Raw genomic sequence first — 18,557 nt, forward strand, 5'->3', positions numbered from 1 at the left:
ATCAGGCGCTGCTCCTTATTCCGGCCCCAAACACTTGATTCTATTGCCGATGCGAATCCTATCAAGAGAACGATAGGGCGAGACAAGACGTTGGGGGGCATTGATGAGCGGAAAAGTCAGCAGATCCGGAGGGCCGTCACTCACGCTCGCCCTTTGCGGCTTCGTCGCGCTCGGAGCGGCTCTCTTGACCATCGGAGCATGGTTTTTCATTGGGGACAGACTAGCTGAGTATCGCCGGGAGGCCCTTGCCGAAGCCGTCAACGTGCGGGCAAGAGGAGTGCTGCTAGATCTTGCGCGGCAACTTCATCAGGACTGGCGAAACCTGAAAGCGGTCGAGGACTACGTGACCAGCCGCGGACCGGAAGTCGTTCCCACCTCGCTCAACCTGATGGTTGGTGACGGCGAACGGATTTCCTGGGCAGGTGTTGCCTCCGTTGACGGAACCGTTATGGCCGCATCCCGAAACATGCTTGAGGGCGCCGATGTTTCGGAGAGGCCCTGGTTCCGCAATGGCCTCCGCGGAGATTTTGCGGGCGATGTCCATCCCGCAGTGCTCCTTGCGGACCTCCTGCCGCCGACGAGCGGGGAGCCAAGGAGGTTCCTGGACATGGCGACGCCCATCACGGATGAATCCGGCACCACCCAGGGCGTGCTCGGGATCCATTTGAACCATGACTGGGTGCAGCGATATCTGACTGAATCGGCACATGCCGTTGGACTGGACGTCTTTGTTGTCGACAGGGCGGGCAATGTCGTCTTGCGGTCTGACGACAGCACCGATCCCCTGGACCGGCTGCAAAGCTACCGAGCAGCGATGACCGGAGCGGCGCAGACGATTGTTGAACACTGGCCCAACGGAACCCGCCATTTTTCAACCGTCGTTCCTTCAGTCGGGTATCGCGACCTTCCGTCATTTGGCTGGAGCATGATTGCGCGTATCGACAACAGGGCCCATCTGGAGCAATCGGTTCTTGGACCATTCCTTAGCTATGTTGTCGCTTTCGGCGCAGCTCTGGGTCTCCTGACGCTGCTTTTCATCGTCATCTTCGTGCGTCCGATCACCAGGCTTGCAGATTGTGCTCAGGCAACCTTGCAAGGGGAAACGGTCTATCCGAACGAGTCCCGGACAACATCAGAGGCCAGGGTCCTGAACGCAGCCATTGCGAGGCTGCAAACCGAGTTGGAAGATTAGCGGCGCTCACCTGCTGCCTGCAATTGCGCCTCACGATTGGGGGCGCGACAGCCTGCGCGCGAGATCGGCGATCAGAGCGCTGTATCTGGTGCTGGTGACACTCGGCACGTCGCCGGTCGTATAAAAACGCTTCAGCAGATCCTGGTACTGTTCGGGCGTCGGCTCGAGAAGCAGCCTGGCCCCGTCCACATTGGGCGTTGTCACGACGGCCCGGACCGGACCGACACCTTCGATCTCGATCTCGACGGGGACATCATCGGCGACGGAGGCGCCGCGGATCCTTACGGAGTTCTGCGTCAGCCCGACGATCCAGACGCGCACCCTGCCTTCCGCCGTGCGCAGGTATGTCCGTTCCGGCCTGTCGCCCAGGTGCAGTTCGCGCCTCGGCAGTTCGATGCACACAAGGATGGTCACGCCAAGGACGAGCAGATTGTAGAATGTCCAGAACATGATCACGACCTTGCTCTGTCCGCTGTCGTCGAAGACAAACAGATCCGATGCGATTGCGAGCACCATGCCGGTGAGCGTCACGAGAAAGAGCGCGCCGAAGAACACGATCAATTGCCATTGCACGATCACCCGACTGCGATTTCCTCCCTTTGCAGTCACCGAAAATGGGCGGTCCCTGGCGAAAAACAGCCCCGAATAAGCGGCGCGGGTAATTGGGACCGCACCCAACAACTGGCTGATGTCATTGACCACCGGCACGACCAGCCCGCCGGAAATGAAATTCAGCGTAATCAGGATCCACAGGTAATAGACGCCGAAATACCTGAGTACTTCGGGCAAGGTCGCCTCCACGACCAGGATATTGAAATACCAGTAGAGGAGCGGAAAAAACAGGACCGCAATCCGGAACGGAAAGGTGGTGCTCCAGAACAGAACTGAATCCACAACGCTCCATCTGTCGGCCAGGCCGAGATTGTTCCGCGAGAAAGGTCCAAGCTTGCTGCGGGCAATCTGCATCTGGCCCAGACACCAGCGGGCGCGCTGTGTGATGTATTCTCTGAGACCTTCGGGGGCCAGCCCCTCCGTCAAGGCCTCGTTCAGATAGACGGACCGGTATCCGGCGTTCTTGAGGCACAGGCTCAAAAGGAAATCCTCGGTCACGCTTTCCGTTGGAAAGCCTCCGATTGCCTCCAGGGCGCTCCAGCGGATGACGGAAGATGTGCCGCAGCAAAATGCGATGTCCCAGGCGTCCCGCGAGGGCTGGATGTGATCGAAGAAGAAGCGCTGCTCGTCCGGATAGGATCGGCTCAGTCCAAGATTGTGCTGAATGGGATCGGCATTGAAGAAATGCTGCGGCGTCTGCACCAGGCCCACCGCTTCCTCCTGGAGGAGAGCCACGGTCCGCGTCAGGAAGTTGCTGTGCGGAACAAAGTCGGCATCGAGCACAGCTACGAAGTCCGGCACCTCTCCGGTCTCGGTTATCCGGCCCAGGGCGTGGTTCATGTTTCCGGCCTTCGCACCGGCATTGTCCGATCGGCGGAAATAGCGCACGGCCTGGGAGGCGCAATAGTCCTCCAGCCAGTCCCGGCGGCTGTCGTCGAGAACGTAAATGACGAAATTGGGATAGTCGAGCGCCAACGCCCCGACGATCGTCCGCTCCAGGACCTCTCGATCCTCGTTATAGGTGGGTATGAGAACGGCGACCCGGGGCGCCTCCCCCTGCCACCAGTTGGCCTGACGGTCCGCTTCCTGTTTTCGCTCACGCACGCGCGAGAGAATGACAAAGGCGCTGAGCGACGACAGGGCCGCTCCCAGTTCGATGGCAAAGAATGACCAGCTGGCGAGGCAATCCAGCGTCAATCCAAAGGGCGCAAGCGTTTCGCTCGCACGCCAATGAAGATATCGGATCGTCAGAACCCCGCACGCGCCGAAAAGCAGTGCCCGATGCAGATTGTTCCTTGGCGACAGAAGCAGCGGAACGACCATTCCGATCGCCAGCACCAGGTTGATCTGCATGATGCTGGAAGCCGTATCACTGAGATACAGAAGCGGAAACATTTCAGGACCACAGGCCGCGAAGGAAGTCGAGCGGACGGGCCTCGAAGAAAACGCGGCCCGTCCGTCCGATCGCACACGAAAGCGCCGGGTCGTTCGCCAACTCCGGCACCAGAAGCGCGACATCAAAGCGCTGCAGATGCCTCTCGCTCGGAGCCACGGCCAGGTTGCGGTATATCGTTTCCGCACCGGACCCGGCCAGGCGGGTGATGGTACCGTCAAACACCTGGCCGCCCTGGTTGAGCCTGAACTTGGCCCGGTCTCCGGATTTCAGGCGGTTGTAGACGGATTCCGCAACGCTCAACGTGACAATCGTGGCGCTGCAATTCACCAGCCGCATCAGGGCTTCGCCCCTTTGCACCGTTTCCCCGTCCGCGGTCAGGACTTCCCAGACAGATCCATTCACGTTGGAGGTAAGTGCCGAGGATGACAGCCGATTCACCCGCAGGCGTTCCACGTTTATGCGCCGGTCCAGGGCTTCGCCCCTCGACTGTTCGGCAGCCAGCATCGCCTTGTATTCGGAGAGCCGCAGCGACAATTCAAGTATCCGCTGCTCCGAATACGGGGCATCATTGTATCCGTCACCGAGAAACATCCCGGAGTTTGCCGCCTGCAGCTCGATTTCCACGACCGCGGCTTGCTGGCGTGCAGTTTCAACCTCCTCCTCCGCCACTTTTTGCGCCGCCCTGATCCGTTCGAAGGAAGCGGCGGTCTCCAGTCCTCTTTCGGTCAGCTGTCTCGACCTGGTCAAGGCCGCCCGGGCTTCTTCTCCGCGCGCCCTGGCGGCGCCGATTTGCGAGCGCAATGCCTGCAATTCCGCCCCGAGTTGCTGCACCCGCCGTTTCTGGTACCGCCCGGAACGGGATTCAAGCTCTGTCACCGATTGTTCCACCGCCTCGATGTTTTTCTTCAGGCGCAGGATTTCAGCCGTAACACGAGCCCGCTCGTGGACCAGTTCGTTGAGCCGGACATTGTCGACCAGGGGATCCGAAATCGAGCCGATCGTCTCTCCCTTGCGAACATACGACCCCAGCGACCGGTGCGGGAGCGACAGAATGCCCGCTGTCGGCGCGTTCAAGGTGGTCAATCTGGCGTTGATAACCGCATCGGCGCTCACGCCGGACATATGCTCGCCCACGATTACGACGACGGCAGCAGCGACCACCATGACGGCGAGTATCAGCCTGACTATCCGCATCCAACCTCACGTGATGTCGTAGAATCGAACAAGCGACATCACAAGGTGCCCGCACAACGTGCAGTATGTAAAGAGACGCTAACATATTTTAGTTAACGCGCCCGCCTGAAATAGAAACAACGCTTCTTGGTGGAAAAACGGACGCCTGCGGAGCAGAAGCACATCAATCTCTCGACTATGCTTCGACGTATACATCAGATCTCGATTAGATGCTATAGTTGCGATCTTCTGAAAGCAGACAAAATGCAATCAGTAATTGTAAACTCTTCGAACGTCGCCGGATGCACTACTGCTCCCTCGCCCGATCCTCCGTTACGACCATATCCATCGGCACATCCCACGGCATCGGAAAGATCGTCGGGATTAGGCAGAACTCGAAACCGACGCCGATCGTCGTCGGCTTCACGGGAAAGGCCACCAGTGTCCGGTCGTAGTAGCCGCCGCCATTGCCGAGGCGGAATCTGTCCGGGTCGACTCCGACGAGCGGCGACAGCACGAGATCAGGCACCTGCGGGTCGCCCTTGCCGGGAACCGGAATGTTCCATGGGCCGCGGATCATGTCGCAACCCGGGGCCCAGGGGATGAACTGGAGGGGTTCGTCTCTGGTGACGATGCGGGGGAGCAGCACTGTGATACCTGCTTCGCAGAGGTCGCTCAGCAGGGGTCTCAGGTCCGGCTCGCCGCGGATCGGCCAGTAGGCGGCGATGGTCGTGAAGCGCCTCCCCTGGAGGATGCGGCGCAGGTTGGAGACCAGGGCAGCGGTCTTTTCCTGGCGCTCGCCGCTTGGCAGGCGCTTGCGTTTTTCGACCAGGCGGGTGCGTTCTGCCTTGCGGAACCGGCTGACATCCCTGAACGTCTGCTCGTCGACAATATGGCCGCCGACGAGTTTGTGGGCGTAACACACCGGATCACCGGGAAGGTCCTCTTCGTTGCTCATTTCTACAGGTCCTGTGCTGAGAAAGACGTTTCCGCCGCGCCTGCCGGTTTCCCTTACGCCGCCTTGCGCTCGGCAGCCGACAGCAGAATGACATCCAGCAGTCCGGATCTTGTCAACAGGCCTTTCAGAACGCCGTTTTCAGTGACCGGAACGAGTTGGCAGCGCTGGCGGATCATCATGGTCACCACTTCGCCGAGCGGGGTATCGAATTCGACCACGGCATCAGGCGCACGCATCAGATCCCGCGCCGAGTTTGCCGGCGTAAAGAGGCGCAGGTTCTTGCAGCGTGCCAATTGAGCGAGCACGTCCTGCTGCGTGACCACTCCGACGACGCGGCCGTCGTCGCCAATCACTGGCAGAGCCGGCTCGGCGGTCTGGCGAAAGCGGCGGACGATTTCCTGGAAGGCAGCATCGGGCGCGACGGTGGCGATGTTGCGTGACATGACCTCGCCGCACGTCGTATCGCCAAAGCGGTGATGGATCGCCTCCTCCTCTGCCGCCGCCAGGAGCCGGCCAAGGTCGACAGCGCCCAGGTTGGCCGACTGATGAAACCTTGCAAGAAGGTCCGTCAATTCGTCCTTGCTCAATCCCAGACGCGAATTGCCCGCCGCGGCGCTTTTGGCCAGGCTGTTTCTGAGCGGATATTTCCGGCCGGAGAACCTGTGATACGCCAGGCCGGTCGCGACCAGAGCGGCGGTCATGACGGCGACGTTCAGACAGACCTGAAGCGCTCCCGCTTGCGCGACAAGTTGCGGCTCAAGTGCAATGAGAAGCGCAACGGCCCCGCCCGGTGGATGGAGCGCGCGGCCGAGCATCATTGCGGCGAACGCCATGCCCACCGCAACGGCCGGCGCCAACCAGGGCTCCAGAAACAGGGCGGCGAGCACCCCGCAGACGGCCGCCAGCGTATTGCCGGCAACGGCCGACCAGGGTTGCGCCAGCGGGCTGTTGGGCGCGGCGAAGACCAGAACGGCGCTGGCACCAAGGGGTGCGACGAGAAAGAGATGAAGTCCGCCCAACCCTTCGCTCGCCTGGGCTATCAACGCGCAGGCGGCGATGCCCACCGCTCCGCCGAGCGTTGCTTTCAAGAGCTCACCCCGTTCAGGCCAGGGCATGGCCGGAAAGAAGGTCGACCACCAAGCAGATTCTTCGCCACCGCGCATACAAACCGCCCCTTTTTTGTGCAACTGCTTACTGTTTAGGCGACCTGTGGTCGAGTTGCTTGGATTATCAAACTCTTTTCCGGGCTGTGCGGGAAACGGTTTTCCAAAGCCGGCGCGGCCCCGGTGAGGCCTGTAGGTGTCTCAACCCAAGATTTGCATCGGCAATTTCAACAGCCGTGTTATTCTCCACGCCGAAGTGAACAAGCGCAGCCGGATCTGAGGAGGAGCGGATGACTGCGGGAGAACTGACAGTGCTGGTCGGCACGACCAAGGGTGCGTTTCTGCTGGCGGGCGGCAGCGACAGGTCCGGTTGGACTGTCAACGGCCCCTTCTGTGATGGCTGGCCGATCAACCATGTGGTCGGAGATGCCGAGAGCGGCACGATCTGGGCTGGTGGCGGTGGTGACTGGTTCGGAGCCGGTGTCTGGCGGAGCACCGACGGCGGCAAGAACTGGGAGCTTTCAAAGCTCACCAAGGGCCAGATGGACGACTGGGCCGCAAACGATCCGGATTTCGCCGCGATGATCGGCTGGAGCGCCCGGCCGGCCCCTTTCGAGGACACGTTTTCGCAGATCTGGTCGCTCGGCTATGCACACGGTACGCTCTATGCCGGAACGAAGCCGGCGCGCTTCCTGGCCAGCAAGGACGGCGGCCGGAGCTTTGAGCATCTGGAAGGGCTCGCCAACCACCCGTCCGCCGACAGCTGGAATCCGGGCGCGGCCGGACTGGTGCTGCACACGATCGTATCCGATCCGCAGGATCCGCAAAAACTCTGGATCGGCATATCGGCGGCAGGCGTATTTGCAACCGAGGACGGCGGCACCACCTGGGAGCGGCGGAACAGGCTTTCCAACACGGTCACGGATGAAGGGCACAGCCATCCGGCGGCAGCGCGAGACGGCGAGACGGGCCACTGTGTGCACAACATGATGCGCGCGCCTGGTGACGGCGACATTCTCTATCAGCAGAACCACCACGGCGTCTGGCGCTCCGGCGACGGCGGACGCAGCTGGGACAACATCACCGACGGCCTGCCGTCAACCTTCGGCTTCCCGATCCGCGTTCACCCCAGGGACCCGCAAACGATCTGGACCCTGCCGCTCAATGGCGACACGGACGGCCGCTTCCCGCCGGATGCCGCGGCGGCGGTGTGGAAGTCAACGGATGGCGGCAAGTCGTGGCAGGCAAAGCGCGAGGGCCTGCCCCAGGTGGCCTGCTTCTTCACGGTCCTGCGCCAGGCCATGGCCGGCGACAGGCGCGACCCGGCCGGCATCTATTTCGGCACCAATTCCGGTTCGGTCTTCGCCAGTATGGACGAAGGCGAAAACTGGCAGGAAATCGCCCGCCATCTGCCAACGGTGCTTTCGGTGGAGGTGCTGGACAGGGGGTGAGCGGAATGGCTGAAAAGACGCTTCTTCATTCCGGATCTGCGCGCGGCTCCGCCCGGCTTGTCCGGAATGACGGACTGAGAGACGGCATCGGCCTTTACGGACCGGGCAAGTGGGTCGAGTTGCCGACAGGCAGTTTCATGCTGTTGCGCTAAGCCGCCCTCACCCACACTGCAATGTCGTGAAACGCAGCCCCGCCATAAGGCGCGACCGGGTCGGCGCCGGTCAGCGTGTTGATGCCCCTGCCGTCCTCGAACGCCTCGTTGGGCCAGATGCCTTCGGAAATCACGGTTCCGGGCGCGACGGTTTCGACCAGACGGGCGTGCAACGTGACCACGCCGCGACCGTTGCCCATTTTCACCCGGGCGCCGTCCTCTATGCCGAACCGCGCGGCGTCTTGCGGGCGGAGCCAGGCTTCCGGACGGATTTCCTTTTCCTCGAACTCTCAGTTTCGTTGAAAGAGGAGTTCAGGAAGGACCGCGCCGGGGCTGTCACGAGCCGGAACGGGTGTTGTTCCGTCGCCAGTTCGATGCTGTCCCACTGATCGGGCAGAAGCGGCATCGACGTCCATGGCCCGAACGGGGCGCCGTCCGGCTTGTTGGGTGCGCCGGAGCGGCCCCAGTCCGGCTTGAAATGGAACTTGCCGTCCGCGTGGCCGAAGCCCTTCAGATAGTGCGAGGTTTCAAAATCCGGCTGCAGGTCGATCCATTTGGACGCTTCCAGCTCGGCAAGCGTGCCATAGCCGGAATTCCGGAGCATCCAGTCGATATGATCGCGCGCGCTCAAATCGAAACCGGGATGAGATTTTGAGTCAACGCGGCGAGCGATCTCATTGAGAACGAACAGGTTTTCCCTTGGCCCGTCGGGTGGCTCAACAGCCTTCGGTCCCAGCATTAGATACTGGTGGCCGCCGCCCTTGTAGAAGTCGTCGTGTTCCAGAAACTGCGTTGCCGGCAGGACGATATCCGCCATTTGCGCGGTTTCGGTCAGGAATTGCTCATGGACCACTGTGAAGAGATCCTCGCGGGCAAATCCCTGCTTCACCAGTTCCTGCTCCGGGGCAACCGACACCGGATTGGTGTTCTGGATCAGCATCGCCTTGACCGGGGGACCGCCAAAGAGCGCCGCTTCATCCCCGGTCAGCACGCGCCCCACCAGGCTCTGATCGAGCGCACGTACGGACAGATCCCGCAGCGAGGTCGCCTCGACCATCCCCTTGTTGAGCTGGAAGATCGCGCCGTTGTTGTGGAACGCGCCGCCGCCTTCATATTGCCAGCAGCCGGTTACGGCGGCGATGGAACTGGCGGCGTGCATGCCGACGGCGCCGTTGCGCGAGCGGGTGAAGCCGTAGCCGAGGCGGAAGAAGGTCTTCTTCACCTCACCGATCAGCCGCGCCACCTCTTCGATGCGCCCGGCGTCCAGTCCGGTGATCGCCGCCGCCCAGTCCGGTGTCTTGGTGGCAAGATGGGCTTCAAGTTCCTTCGGGCAGTCGGTGTATTTTTCCAGATAGGTCCGGTCGGCAAACCCGTCGCGGAACAGCACATGCATGATGGCGCAGGCAAGCGCCGCATCGGTGCCGGGCTTCAGGATCAGGCCGATATCGGCCTGTTTCATCGTTTCGGTCTGATAGACGTCGACGACGATGATCCGCGCGCCGCGCTTCTTGCGGGCCGAAATTGCGTGGGTCATCACGTTGACCTGGGTCGCGACCGGATTGGTGCCCCAGATGACGATCTGGTCCGAGACGGCCATTTCACGCGGATCGGGACCGGCAAGCTTGCCCGTTCCGGCAACATATCCGGTCCAGGCCATGTTGGTGCAGAAGCTGTCGAACTGGCGGGAGTAACCCTTCGCGTGACGCAGGCGGTGAATGCTGTCGCGCTGGACCAGGCCCATCGTGCCGGCATAGTGATAGGGCCAAACGCTCTCCGCGCCGAACTCGGCTTCCGCCGCCAGGAACTTTTCCGCGATCAGGTCGAGCGCCGCGTCCCAGGAGATCTCCTCGAACCGTCCCTCCCCCTTGCTGCCCACACGGCGCATGGGTTTCAGAAGCCGGTCCGGATGGTAGAGCCGCTCGGCATAGCGCGCGACCTTGGCGCAGATCACGCCCGCCGTGTAGTCGTTGTCCCTGGAGCCATTGATCCGCTTGACGCTGCCATCGGCATCAAAATGGACGTCCAGGGCGCAGGTGGACGGGCAATCGTGCGGACAGGCGGAAAAGGCGCTTTTTGGCGGCTGCTGGGTCATCTCGGTCCAATCGGCAGATGCGCTTCAATCAAGGTGTAGTGACAAACAAAGAGAGGCGCCGTCAAGCGCCTCTCCGATATTTCGTCATCACCAATGGTCACCTTCCGCTGCAGGGCGACTTGCCGCCCCGGCCGCCGCCCGGTCTTCCCGCCGTTGCGCCCTGGCGCGGTCCCTGACCTGGCCCTTGCCCGAAGCCGGGAGGCGGTCTGCTACCCGGGTGAAGGCGCGGAGGACGCCCGCCCTGGGCCTGGATCAGAGTCACGGCAGCTTCGCTGTTGTCCGTCAGCGTTGCGAAGTCCACCGTCGAACGGCCATCGCCGCTATCCATTCCGCCCCGCTGCCCCCGTGCTTTCAAGCGCGTGAAGCTGGAGTCCGGCGTGCCCATCCAGCAGCGCGGAATGAAAGGGAACGCGTCGGTCAGGACATAGTGATAGGTGCCCTCCGGATATTCCGGCGTGACGGCGAAACGGCCGTTGCACTGGTCCAGGTCTCCGGCTCCCGCCGCAAAGGTCCAGTCCTGCGTGAACTTGCCGTTGTAACGCCCTCCGGGCCCGCCGGGGCGGGTTCCGCTTTTCACCCGGTAGCTGCTTTTGAGCTTCCTCACCGCGGACTTGCGCTTTGGATCGGAATATCCGTAGGGCCCGTAGACCGGAAAACCATCGGCTGCGTAGCCGATCATCGCCGGGACCGATTTGCCGCCGCTGGCGGCAAGCACGCCGGTCGGAATGCCGTGATAGTGATAGGTGCCGTCCGGCTGGACATGAGCGTTGTATGTGTCAAGTCCCAGCTTGCAGGCACCGCCCAGCGCCTCGTAGTTCCAGCCCGACCGCCGGTCGTTCTGCCAGTATTCCGCCGTGCCCGGCTCCATGACCACACCGTTGATCGCAATGCCGAAGACAGCGTCTTGCGCGTTGGTCGCCCGCCCGTTCGTGCGTGGATCGAGCGGAACTCTCAGATTGTAGTTCTTCTTGGAAATGGCGTGCGGGTTGTCGCTGTTGGGAAATCGGCCCGGAGGCTTGGTCGGATAGCCATTCGCCCGGATGCGTCTGGAATTGCCGTCGACCGTGATGTCCGCGGACGCCTCTGCCTCGGGCAGCAAGAGGTTCCAGACTTCGTCGCTGATGTGACCGTGTTCGACAGGCTCTTCGCCGATAATCGGATGTGAACTGTCATGTGCTGATGCAGGCAGTGCGACCAGCGCACCGGCGAGCGCAATTTTCAAGCGCATGCTTTTTCTCTCCCAGTTGGTCGCCCACGACCGACAGCGACTATGCAGTCAACGGACAGGGAATGCTGTCGTCCATCGGTAAGATTGTGTAACCGGATGTAACCGCTGATGAACGCGGCCACAAAAAAGCCGATCCCGAAGGACCGGCTTTCGAATGCCTGATCTGTGCGCGATTCAGCCGACGATTTCGGTGCCGGCGAACCAGAAGGCGATTTCCTCGGCAGCGGTTTCGGGAGCGTCCGAGCCATGCACGGAGTTTTCACCGATGGACAGGGCAAATTCGTTGCGGATGGTGCCTTCGGCGGCTTCGGCCGGGTTCGTCGCGCCCATGACTTCACGGTTCTTGGCAACCGCGTCTTCGCCTTCCAGAACCTGAACGACGGTCGGGCCGGAAGACATGAACTCGGTCAATTCGCCGAAGAACGGGCGATCCTTGTGAACGGCGTAGAATGCTTCTGCTTCGCGCAGGGACATCCAGACGCGCTTGGAGGCAACGACGCGCAGGCCGGCTTCTTCGAGCTTTGCGGTAATGGCCCCGGTCAGATTGCGCTTAGTGGCGTCCGGCTTGATCATGGAAAACGTGCGTTCAATCGCCATGGTTTCGTCTTTCTCGTCTTGGGAGCATCCGGCAGCCTTGCCGGATCGGTCACTTCGGAATTTCGCGGCCTTCATAACGGGGCGCCGCGTCCCCCGCAAGGGGCGTGCGTAATACAATTTGATGTCGATTACCGGCCCATCCTGGCGAATGATGCTGGCCACGCAGGCTTGCGGTGCATAATCTCGGCCGACGCAATGCTTCAACGAAGCTCCCGGATCTGATACAGGCCCCTCCCAATATGACGCGAACCGCCGCGATCCTCGCTCGCATCAGAACGGCTGCAACCGCGGCGACCGCTGTTTTCTGTCTCTGCCTTGCCGCTGCACCGTCGCTGGCCGCGGCGCAGGAAGACGGCGGATATCTTGCGAAAATCGATGAAGATCTGGCCGGCCTGAACTCCGAGGAACTGGAAGAGCTTCTCGTTTTCGTTGCCGGAAACGCGCTCTTCACGCTCTATCATGAAGGCGGGCACATGCTGGTGTCGGAGCTCGGCCTTCCCGTGCTTGCCCAGGAAGAGGATGCAGTCGACAACCTTGCCACGGTCACGATGCTCGCCGCCGATTCAGACGACATGGACCTGCTGCTGACTAACGCCATGATCGGCTGGTTTCTGATCGCCGGGGATGACGGCGAGGACGTCACCTTTTACGACCAGCATGATCTCGATCCGCAGCGCGGCTACCGGATGCTGTGTCTGATGGTCGGCGCGGATGAACGTGCGTTTCTCGACGTCGCCCAGGAACTGGGGCTGCCGGAGGAACGGGTCGAAACCTGCAGCCAAGACTATGAACAGGTGTCGGCGTCCTGGGAAACCGCAACCGAGCCCTATCTGAGGGAGGACGATCCGCCGGCAGGCAAGATCGAGGTCCGTCACGAGCCGGCTCCCGACGGCCTTTCTTCGCTTGCTCTCTTCCTGAAGGAAAGCGCGTTGATGGAAGACGTCGCCGCGGAACTCGACACGCTTTACGAGCTTCCGGAAAATGTCACCTTCCGCGCCACGTCCTGCGATGAGGAAAACGCATTCTGGGACCCGGATATGCGGGAAGTCATTCTCTGTCACGAACTGCTCGGCGCCTTTGCGGGTATCTATCTGGACGTCCTGAAGGACGCGGATTAAACGGCTCCCGGTCGTGCAGCTTTGCCACAGCCCGCCGTTTGATCGATCGAATTCCAGCTTTCCTCTTGCATCCGCCGGCCGGCTTCGCCAAACATCCGGCCCATGTTGCAAATCACGGATCTCACATACCGGATCGGGGATCGTCTCCTGATCGACAAAGCCAGCGTAACGCTTCCCGGCAAGGCCAAGACCGGGCTGGTGGGGCGCAATGGCGCGGGTAAAACAACGCTCTTCAAGATCATCACGGGTGATCTTTCCACCGAGACGGGGTCGGTTCAGACGCCCAAACGCGCCCGCATCGGCCAGGTCGCCCAGGAAGCGCCGGGCACCGAAGACACGCTGATGGAAGTCGTCCTCGCCGCCGATACGGAACGCAGCGGCTTGTTGCGCGAAGCGGAAACCGAAACCGATCCGCACCGGATTGCGGAAATCCATACACGCCTTGCCGATATCGGTTCGCATACCGCAGAGGCCCGTGCCGGGGCGATCCTGTCCGGCCTGGGGTTCGACGCGGCGGCCCAGCAGCGGCCCTGCTCATCCTTTTCCGGCGGCTGGCGGATGCGTGTCGCCCTGGCAGCGGTCCTGTTCTCGGAGCCGGATCTGCTTCTCCTCGACGAGCCGACCAACTATCTCGACCTGGAAGGTACGCTCTGGCTGGAAAACTATGTCGCCCGCTACCCGCATCAGGTGCTGCTGATCTCCCACGACCGGGACCTCCTCAACAAGGCGGTCGACAGCATCTTGCATCTGGACCGCGGCAAGCTGACCTATTATTCCGGCGGCTATGACAGTTTCGACCGTCAACGCCGCGAGGCGATGGTTCTTGCGGAGAAGGCGAAGGAAAAGCAGGACGCCCAGCGCAAGCACATGCAAGCCTTTGTCGACCGGTTCCGCTACAAGGCCAGCAAGGCGCGCCAGGCACAGTCGCGCCTCAAGATGCTGGAAAAGATGCAGCCGATTGCAGCGCTGACGGATGAAAGCAGCAAGCCGATCCAAATCCCGGATCCGCAGACCCAGCTCGCCCCGCCAATCCTCAAGCTCGAAGGCGTCTCCACGGGCTATGGCAGCACCAGGATCCTGTCGCGGCTGACGTTGAATATCGACACGGACGACCGGATCGCCCTGCTTGGGGCCAACGGCAACGGCAAGTCCACGTTCGCCAAGCTTATTTCCGGACGCCTCGACGCCATGGAAGGCGAGATCACCAGGGCCTCCAAGCTGAAGATCGCCTTCTTCGCCCAACATCAGCTGGATGAGCTGAAGCCGGCGGAAAGCGCGGTCGCGCATGTGCGCACGCTGATGCCGGATGCTCCGGAAGCCAGGGTCAGGGCGCGTGTCGCCCGCTTCGGCCTGCCGACGGACCGGATGGACACGCCCGCGAAAGATCTTTCAGGGGGCGAGAAAGCCCGGCTCCTGCTTGGTCTGGCGACATTTGACGGCCCGCATCTGCTCATCCTCGACGAGCCGACCAACCACCTGGACATCGACAGCCGGGAAGCGCTGGTCATGGCGCTCAACGACTTCCAGGGTGCTGTCGTGCTCATCAGCCACGACCGCCATCTTGTCGAAGCCTGTGCCGACAGGCTGTGGCTCGTGGCCGATGGCAAGGTTGCCCCCTATGACGGCGACATGGAAGATTACCGCCGCCTGATCCTGCAAGGCCCGGAAGCGGCCCAGAGAGCCCGTGACAAGGCGGATGCCGAAGAAGCCGAAAAGACCAACTCGCAGAACAAGCGCCGGGAAGCGGCGCAGAAGCGCAGCCAGCTGAAACCGTTGAAGCAGAAGATCGACGCCGCGGAAAAGGAAATGGCCCGCCTTCGGGAAAAGATCAACAAGCTCGACAAGGCGCTGGCCGACCCCGGCTTCTTTACCCGCGAGCCGGAACGGGCCGCCAAGTTCGCCAAGGAACGCGCCTATTGCGAAAGGAAGCTGGTGAAGACGGAAGAGGAGTGGCTGGAACTCTCCGCTGAATTTGAGGAGGCCAGCTGATGCCGGTCAATATCACCACGCTGGGTTTCGATGCGGATGATACGCTTTGGCACACCGAGCGGCTGTTTCGCCTCACGGAAGAGCGCTTTGCCGGCCTGTTGGCCGACTACACGGACAAGAACCATCTGTCGGAGCGCCTGATCGCCGCCGAACGGCGCAACGTGCTGCACTATGGCTATGGCGTGAAGGGGTTCACGCTTTCCATGATTGAAACGGCCCTCGAGGTTACGAACCGGCGAGTGCCTGCGGACGTGATTGCCGAGATTCTCGAGGCCGGGCGGGAAATGCTCACCCATCCGATCGATCCCCTGCCCCACGTGGAAGAGACCCTGAAGGCGCTGAAACCCAGCTACCGCCTTGTGCTGATTACCAAGGGAGACCTTTTCGATCAGGAACGGAAGGTCACTACCTCCGGGCTCGACGTCTATTTCGACGCCATCGAGATCGTTTCCGAAAAGAGCGACGAAACCTATCGCACCCTGTTTTCCAGGCACGGCACCGGTCCAGCGGAAGCCATGATGGTCGGCAATTCCCTGAAGTCGGACATTCTCCCGGCGCTGACGGCGGGAGCATTTGGCGTGCATGTGCCCTATGACGTGACCTGGGCCCTGGAGCACGCGGACGAACCGCACGGGATCGAGAGGTTTTACCGGCTCGACCACATCGGCAAGGTTCCACAACTTCTTGCGAGATTGGCGTAGGAGAAGATTACTCAAGGTTAGATAGTTTAAACACCCCTCGTCGGAAGTGCGTAGTCAACATCTCCCTCACTGTTCAAATTTTGTTTAAATTTGTTTGTAAACTACAATGAAATTCAAATCATAGTTGACCTATTAATATTCGGATAACCACAACCCGAAACCCTCCGCTTTCCTTACTGATTCGTTTCATTTGGTGTGGAAGACATCAAAACCTGACGTGTTTTACTTTCTGAACGCTTGGAGTCTCAGCCCGTGTTTGTCGTGACGGGGCAGGGTTTCCGGGTAAGGAATTCTTCAATCCGAAGTTCAGGACGCACGTAAGGACACCCCATGGCTTTGACAAGAAAAATAACCCTCATGATTGGCGCGGCCGCGCTTGTTGTTACGCCTGCACTGGCACCTGACTTGCCGTTCTCCTTTGCTCCCGCTGACAAGGCTTTTGCGAAAAACGGCAATGGCGGCGGGAATGGCAACGGTGGCGGCAACGGCAACGGTGGCGGAAATTCCGGCGGCAACGGAGGCAACTCCGGCGGGAACGGCAATTCCGGCGGCGGCGGCAAGTCCGCATCGAAAGGCTCCGGCGGATCCGGCGTCTCCAACCGCGGCAACGGAAGCAAACAGGCCAGTAACGGCAACGGCGGCGGCGGCGTCGGCGCTTTCCTGAATTCCGTCTTCGGGACGAAAGACAGCCCGTCCTCGTCACGCAAGTCCTCGTCGGCCTCCTCACGCAAATCCTCGTCGGGCGGCGCACGCAACACTGCTTCGCGCGGCTCCGGAAAAGCCGATACGCATCGTTTGTCCAAGACAGAGCGGGCCACGCTCGCCAGCGTCGACGTGACCCCATCGGTCAATCCCGTTGGCAAGGAGAAGAACCTCAACGCCAGGCTCGGCCGGCTCAACTCGTTGAAGCGGAATTATAACGCCTATATCAATTCCAATGATCCGCACCTCGCCTCGGTCGTCGACTATATCGGCGCGTCCATCGAGTATCAGAAGGCCCAGGAAGCGTTCGACGTTCTGGCGGAAGAATTCGACGCAGCGCGGACGTCTCTGCTGGCATCTCTCGAAGGGATCGAGGGTTTTGAAGATTTGACCGTTGACGATCTAAGCTCCGAAGAATTGGCTGCAGACATTGCCAGCCAGATCGACGCACTGGAAGCGGAACTCAAGGCTCTTGGAGAGCCGGTTGCCCCTGAAGAAGTCGTCGACCCCGCTGAAGTAACCGATGGCGAGGAAGTCGTCGACCCCGTCGAGGAACTGACAACCGAAGAGCAAATCGCGGCGCTGCAGGCGGAAATCGACACCTTGAACGGAATTCTTGAAAGCCCGGAATTCACCGATTACCAGACGATCGAAGAAACTTATAGCACAGCGGAAGGTGAGCTCGCCGAACTTGAAGCGGACGCCTCCCGGGGAGCACTTCAGGACGCCCTGGAAAGCATGATCAACAACGATCGTCCGGTCGATGATGAAATGGTCGACTGGGCGACAGAGGTTCTGGAGGGTAAGACCCAGGAAATCCGTGAGGCAACTGAAGAAACGGGGGACGAAACCGATCCCCTCGCGACTGATGACGTTGCCGATACGGAAGGCTCGGACACATCCGATCCGGAAGTCTTAGAGGAAGAGCTTCGCCTGACCGACGCAGGACAGTAAGCGAAGTCGGGCGGGCGGTTATCCGTCCGCCCGTTCAACCGGCCCGCGCTGCTTCACCCAATCGACAAATCCATTCGTCAGGTGGGCGGCTTCGAAACCCATATCCTTCAAGGTGGCCACAGCAAGTGCCGACCGCCATCCGGCGGCACAATGGAAGATGAAGCGTTTGTCCTCGGCAAAAATCTCCTTGAAGTACGGGCTTTCCGGATCAACCCAGAATTCCAGCATGCCGCGCGGGCAGTGAAAGCTGCCGGGGATAAAGCCTGAGTGTTTGCGCTCGCGGATGTCGCGCAGATCGACAAACACGACATCGGGGCGACCGGCGAGCGCAATTGCGTCGGCCGTTTCGACCTCCTCGATGCGCGCCTTCGCGCTTTTCACCATGTCTTCGGACGAGAGTTTCAGTTTTCTCATTGTTTCCCTCCTGACGGGCGGCTTCAGGCTTTCCGGTCCCAGCCGCCTGACTGCGTCTGCTGCCAGTAGGCAACCTCGAAGCCTTCGTCCTTTGCCTCTTTCCAGCGCTGCCGGGCTTCCTGGACCGCGTCCTGATCGTTGCCGTCGAAGATGTAGATAGCGCGCTTGTAGGGCGAAAGAGGCGGCGGCTGCGCCCGGTCCACCAGAAAGCGGACATCTGCCTCATTCGGGTTGTCGTCACCCGCCGTCAGATAGATCGGCTGATGTTCGGCATACCCATCCGCCCTGGTGCCATGGGGCAGGAAGCTGTCATCGGCGTAGGTCCACAAATGCGCATCGAGAGCGTTGCAGCGCTCTTCCGTGCCGGTCTGCACCACGACCTTCCAGCTCCGCTCCAGGCATTTCAGCAACAGCTGCGGCAGCGCGGTTTCGAGCGGTTTATGCAGAAGGTGGTAAAACACGACTTCAGTGGTCATCGGCGGTTCCGGCGGTGGATAGGCTCGTTCACGCGAGCGCAGGTTATTCCAAGCGTCATTTCGGCCTTTCCACACTTCACGTCAGAAGTTCCCCAGGGGCACTGGTGCAGCGGTGCAACAGCTGGCCGGTCAAATTGCGGGAACGGCAACCCCACCATAGACAGACCACGAGACTCGTATCATTAACCCTTCGCAAATGTCGATTGACTAGGGTTTCGACCCGGGGACGATCCAAGGATCATTTGATTT

General features: G+C 61.0%; 15 protein-coding genes and 1 pseudogene. 7 read left to right on the top strand and 9 right to left on the bottom strand.

Annotated elements, in window-relative coordinates:
• Positions 1 to 103: 103 nt before the first annotated feature.
• Positions 104 to 1,192 carry a cache domain-containing protein gene (locus tag ON753_RS12260; RefSeq protein ID WP_265962884.1) on the top strand — a complete coding sequence of 363 codons (1,089 nt, stop codon included), beginning with the start codon at positions 104 to 106 and terminating at the stop codon, positions 1,190 to 1,192.
• A gap of 30 nt (positions 1,193 to 1,222) precedes the next feature.
• Here the strand turns inward: ON753_RS12260 and ON753_RS12265 are convergent, their stop codons facing one another.
• The 4 genes from ON753_RS12265 to ON753_RS12280 form a co-directional block, all read right to left on the bottom strand.
• The gene (locus ON753_RS12265; protein WP_265962886.1) at positions 1,223 to 3,199 is read right to left on the bottom strand and encodes a glycosyltransferase family 2 protein; all 1,977 of its coding nucleotides are present in this window, start codon (positions 3,197 to 3,199) and stop codon (positions 1,223 to 1,225) included.
• Between the two features lies 1 nt (position 3,200).
• Complete coding sequence (locus ON753_RS12270) at positions 3,201 to 4,394, bottom strand: HlyD family secretion protein (RefSeq protein ID WP_265962888.1); 1,194 nt, start codon at positions 4,392 to 4,394, stop codon at positions 3,201 to 3,203.
• Positions 4,395 to 4,680: 286 nt separating this feature from the next.
• Positions 4,681 to 5,331 carry a 5-formyltetrahydrofolate cyclo-ligase gene (locus ON753_RS12275; protein ID WP_265962890.1) on the bottom strand — a complete coding sequence of 217 codons (651 nt, stop codon included), beginning with the start codon at positions 5,329 to 5,331 and terminating at the stop codon, positions 4,681 to 4,683.
• 53 nt (positions 5,332 to 5,384) lie between these two features.
• Positions 5,385 to 6,419, bottom strand: coding sequence for an HPP family protein (locus ON753_RS12280; RefSeq protein ID WP_265962892.1), 1,035 nt, complete (start codon positions 6,417 to 6,419; stop codon positions 5,385 to 5,387).
• A 305-nt stretch (positions 6,420 to 6,724) separates the two neighbouring features.
• Between ON753_RS12280 and ON753_RS12285 the strand changes: the two genes are divergently transcribed.
• The gene (locus ON753_RS12285) at positions 6,725 to 7,885 is read left to right on the top strand and encodes a WD40/YVTN/BNR-like repeat-containing protein (protein WP_265962894.1); all 1,161 of its coding nucleotides are present in this window, start codon (positions 6,725 to 6,727) and stop codon (positions 7,883 to 7,885) included.
• 5 nt (positions 7,886 to 7,890) lie between these two features.
• Positions 7,891 to 8,037 carry a hypothetical protein gene (locus tag ON753_RS12290; RefSeq protein WP_265962896.1) on the top strand — a complete coding sequence of 49 codons (147 nt, stop codon included), beginning with the start codon at positions 7,891 to 7,893 and terminating at the stop codon, positions 8,035 to 8,037.
• Here ON753_RS12290 and ON753_RS12295 read toward each other — a convergent pair.
• The 3 genes and pseudogenes from ON753_RS12295 to ndk all read right to left on the bottom strand — a co-directional run bounded on the left by ON753_RS12295 (position 8,034) and on the right by ndk (position 11,954).
• Positions 8,034 to 10,129: pseudogene (locus ON753_RS12295) on the bottom strand (molybdopterin-containing oxidoreductase family protein). The gene ON753_RS12290 and the pseudogene ON753_RS12295 sit on opposite strands and share 4 nt — an antisense overlap.
• 97 nt (positions 10,130 to 10,226) lie before the next feature.
• Positions 10,227 to 11,357: a YHYH protein gene (locus ON753_RS12300; protein ID WP_265962898.1), complete on the bottom strand. Its 1,131-nt coding sequence runs from the start codon at positions 11,355 to 11,357 to the stop codon at positions 10,227 to 10,229.
• 174 nt (positions 11,358 to 11,531) lie between these two features.
• On the bottom strand, positions 11,532 to 11,954 hold the full coding sequence (gene ndk, locus ON753_RS12305) for a nucleoside-diphosphate kinase (RefSeq protein WP_265962901.1): 423 nt from the start codon (positions 11,952 to 11,954) through the stop codon (positions 11,532 to 11,534).
• A 239-nt stretch (positions 11,955 to 12,193) separates the two neighbouring features.
• Between ndk and ON753_RS12310 the strand changes: the two genes are divergently transcribed.
• The 4 genes from ON753_RS12310 (at position 12,194) to ON753_RS12325 (ending at position 17,418) form a co-directional block, all read left to right on the top strand.
• Complete coding sequence (locus ON753_RS12310; RefSeq protein ID WP_265962903.1) at positions 12,194 to 13,072, top strand: DUF4344 domain-containing metallopeptidase; 879 nt, start codon at positions 12,194 to 12,196, stop codon at positions 13,070 to 13,072.
• 102 nt (positions 13,073 to 13,174) lie between these two features.
• A complete protein-coding gene (locus ON753_RS12315; RefSeq protein ID WP_265962905.1) occupies positions 13,175 to 15,061 on the top strand; it encodes an ABC-F family ATP-binding cassette domain-containing protein in 1,887 nt (628 codons plus the stop codon).
• Positions 15,061 to 15,762, top strand: a complete 702-nt coding sequence (locus tag ON753_RS12320) for an HAD family hydrolase (protein WP_265962907.1) — start codon at positions 15,061 to 15,063, stop codon at positions 15,760 to 15,762. The genes ON753_RS12315 and ON753_RS12320 overlap by 1 nt, the downstream gene beginning before the upstream one ends.
• Positions 15,763 to 16,092: 330 nt before the next feature.
• Positions 16,093 to 17,418 carry a DUF4349 domain-containing protein gene (locus ON753_RS12325; RefSeq protein ID WP_265962908.1) on the top strand — a complete coding sequence of 442 codons (1,326 nt, stop codon included), beginning with the start codon at positions 16,093 to 16,095 and terminating at the stop codon, positions 17,416 to 17,418.
• 18 nt (positions 17,419 to 17,436) lie between these two features.
• Here the strand turns inward: ON753_RS12325 and ON753_RS12330 are convergent, their stop codons facing one another.
• Positions 17,437 to 17,832 carry a rhodanese-like domain-containing protein gene (locus tag ON753_RS12330; protein WP_265962910.1) on the bottom strand — a complete coding sequence of 132 codons (396 nt, stop codon included), beginning with the start codon at positions 17,830 to 17,832 and terminating at the stop codon, positions 17,437 to 17,439.
• Between the two features lie 23 nt (positions 17,833 to 17,855).
• A complete protein-coding gene (locus tag ON753_RS12335) occupies positions 17,856 to 18,308 on the bottom strand; it encodes a DNA polymerase III subunit chi (RefSeq protein ID WP_265962912.1) in 453 nt (150 codons plus the stop codon).
• Positions 18,309 to 18,557 lie beyond the last annotated feature (249 nt).

Origin of the sequence: Roseibium salinum, from assembly GCF_026240905.1 — a bacterium.
Taxonomy (GTDB): domain Bacteria; phylum Pseudomonadota; class Alphaproteobacteria; order Rhizobiales; family Stappiaceae; genus Roseibium; species Roseibium salinum.

Excerpts from the sequence above, each read along its gene's own strand:
- ON753_RS12270 (WP_265962888.1), bottom strand. The coding sequence starts at position 4,394 with ATGCGGATAGTCAGGCTGATACTCGCCGTCATGGTGGTCGCTGCTGCC.
- ON753_RS12335 (WP_265962912.1), bottom strand. The coding sequence starts at position 18,308 with ATGACCACTGAAGTCGTGTTTTACCACCTTCTGCATAAACCGCTCGAA.
- ON753_RS12265 (WP_265962886.1), bottom strand. The coding sequence starts at position 3,199 with ATGTTTCCGCTTCTGTATCTCAGTGATACGGCTTCCAGCATCATGCAG.
- ON753_RS12260 (WP_265962884.1), top strand. The coding sequence starts at position 104 with ATGAGCGGAAAAGTCAGCAGATCCGGAGGGCCGTCACTCACGCTCGCC.
- ON753_RS12290 (WP_265962896.1), top strand. The coding sequence starts at position 7,891 with ATGGCTGAAAAGACGCTTCTTCATTCCGGATCTGCGCGCGGCTCCGCC.
- ON753_RS12325 (WP_265962908.1), top strand. The coding sequence starts at position 16,093 with ATGGCTTTGACAAGAAAAATAACCCTCATGATTGGCGCGGCCGCGCTT.
- ndk (WP_265962901.1), bottom strand. The coding sequence starts at position 11,954 with ATGGCGATTGAACGCACGTTTTCCATGATCAAGCCGGACGCCACTAAG.
- ON753_RS12320 (WP_265962907.1), top strand. The coding sequence starts at position 15,061 with ATGCCGGTCAATATCACCACGCTGGGTTTCGATGCGGATGATACGCTT.
- ON753_RS12275 (WP_265962890.1), bottom strand. The coding sequence starts at position 5,331 with ATGAGCAACGAAGAGGACCTTCCCGGTGATCCGGTGTGTTACGCCCAC.
- ON753_RS12310 (WP_265962903.1), top strand. The coding sequence starts at position 12,194 with ATGACGCGAACCGCCGCGATCCTCGCTCGCATCAGAACGGCTGCAACC.
- ON753_RS12315 (WP_265962905.1), top strand. The coding sequence starts at position 13,175 with ATGTTGCAAATCACGGATCTCACATACCGGATCGGGGATCGTCTCCTG.
- ON753_RS12300 (WP_265962898.1), bottom strand. The coding sequence starts at position 11,357 with ATGCGCTTGAAAATTGCGCTCGCCGGTGCGCTGGTCGCACTGCCTGCA.
- ON753_RS12285 (WP_265962894.1), top strand. The coding sequence starts at position 6,725 with ATGACTGCGGGAGAACTGACAGTGCTGGTCGGCACGACCAAGGGTGCG.
- ON753_RS12330 (WP_265962910.1), bottom strand. The coding sequence starts at position 17,832 with ATGAGAAAACTGAAACTCTCGTCCGAAGACATGGTGAAAAGCGCGAAG.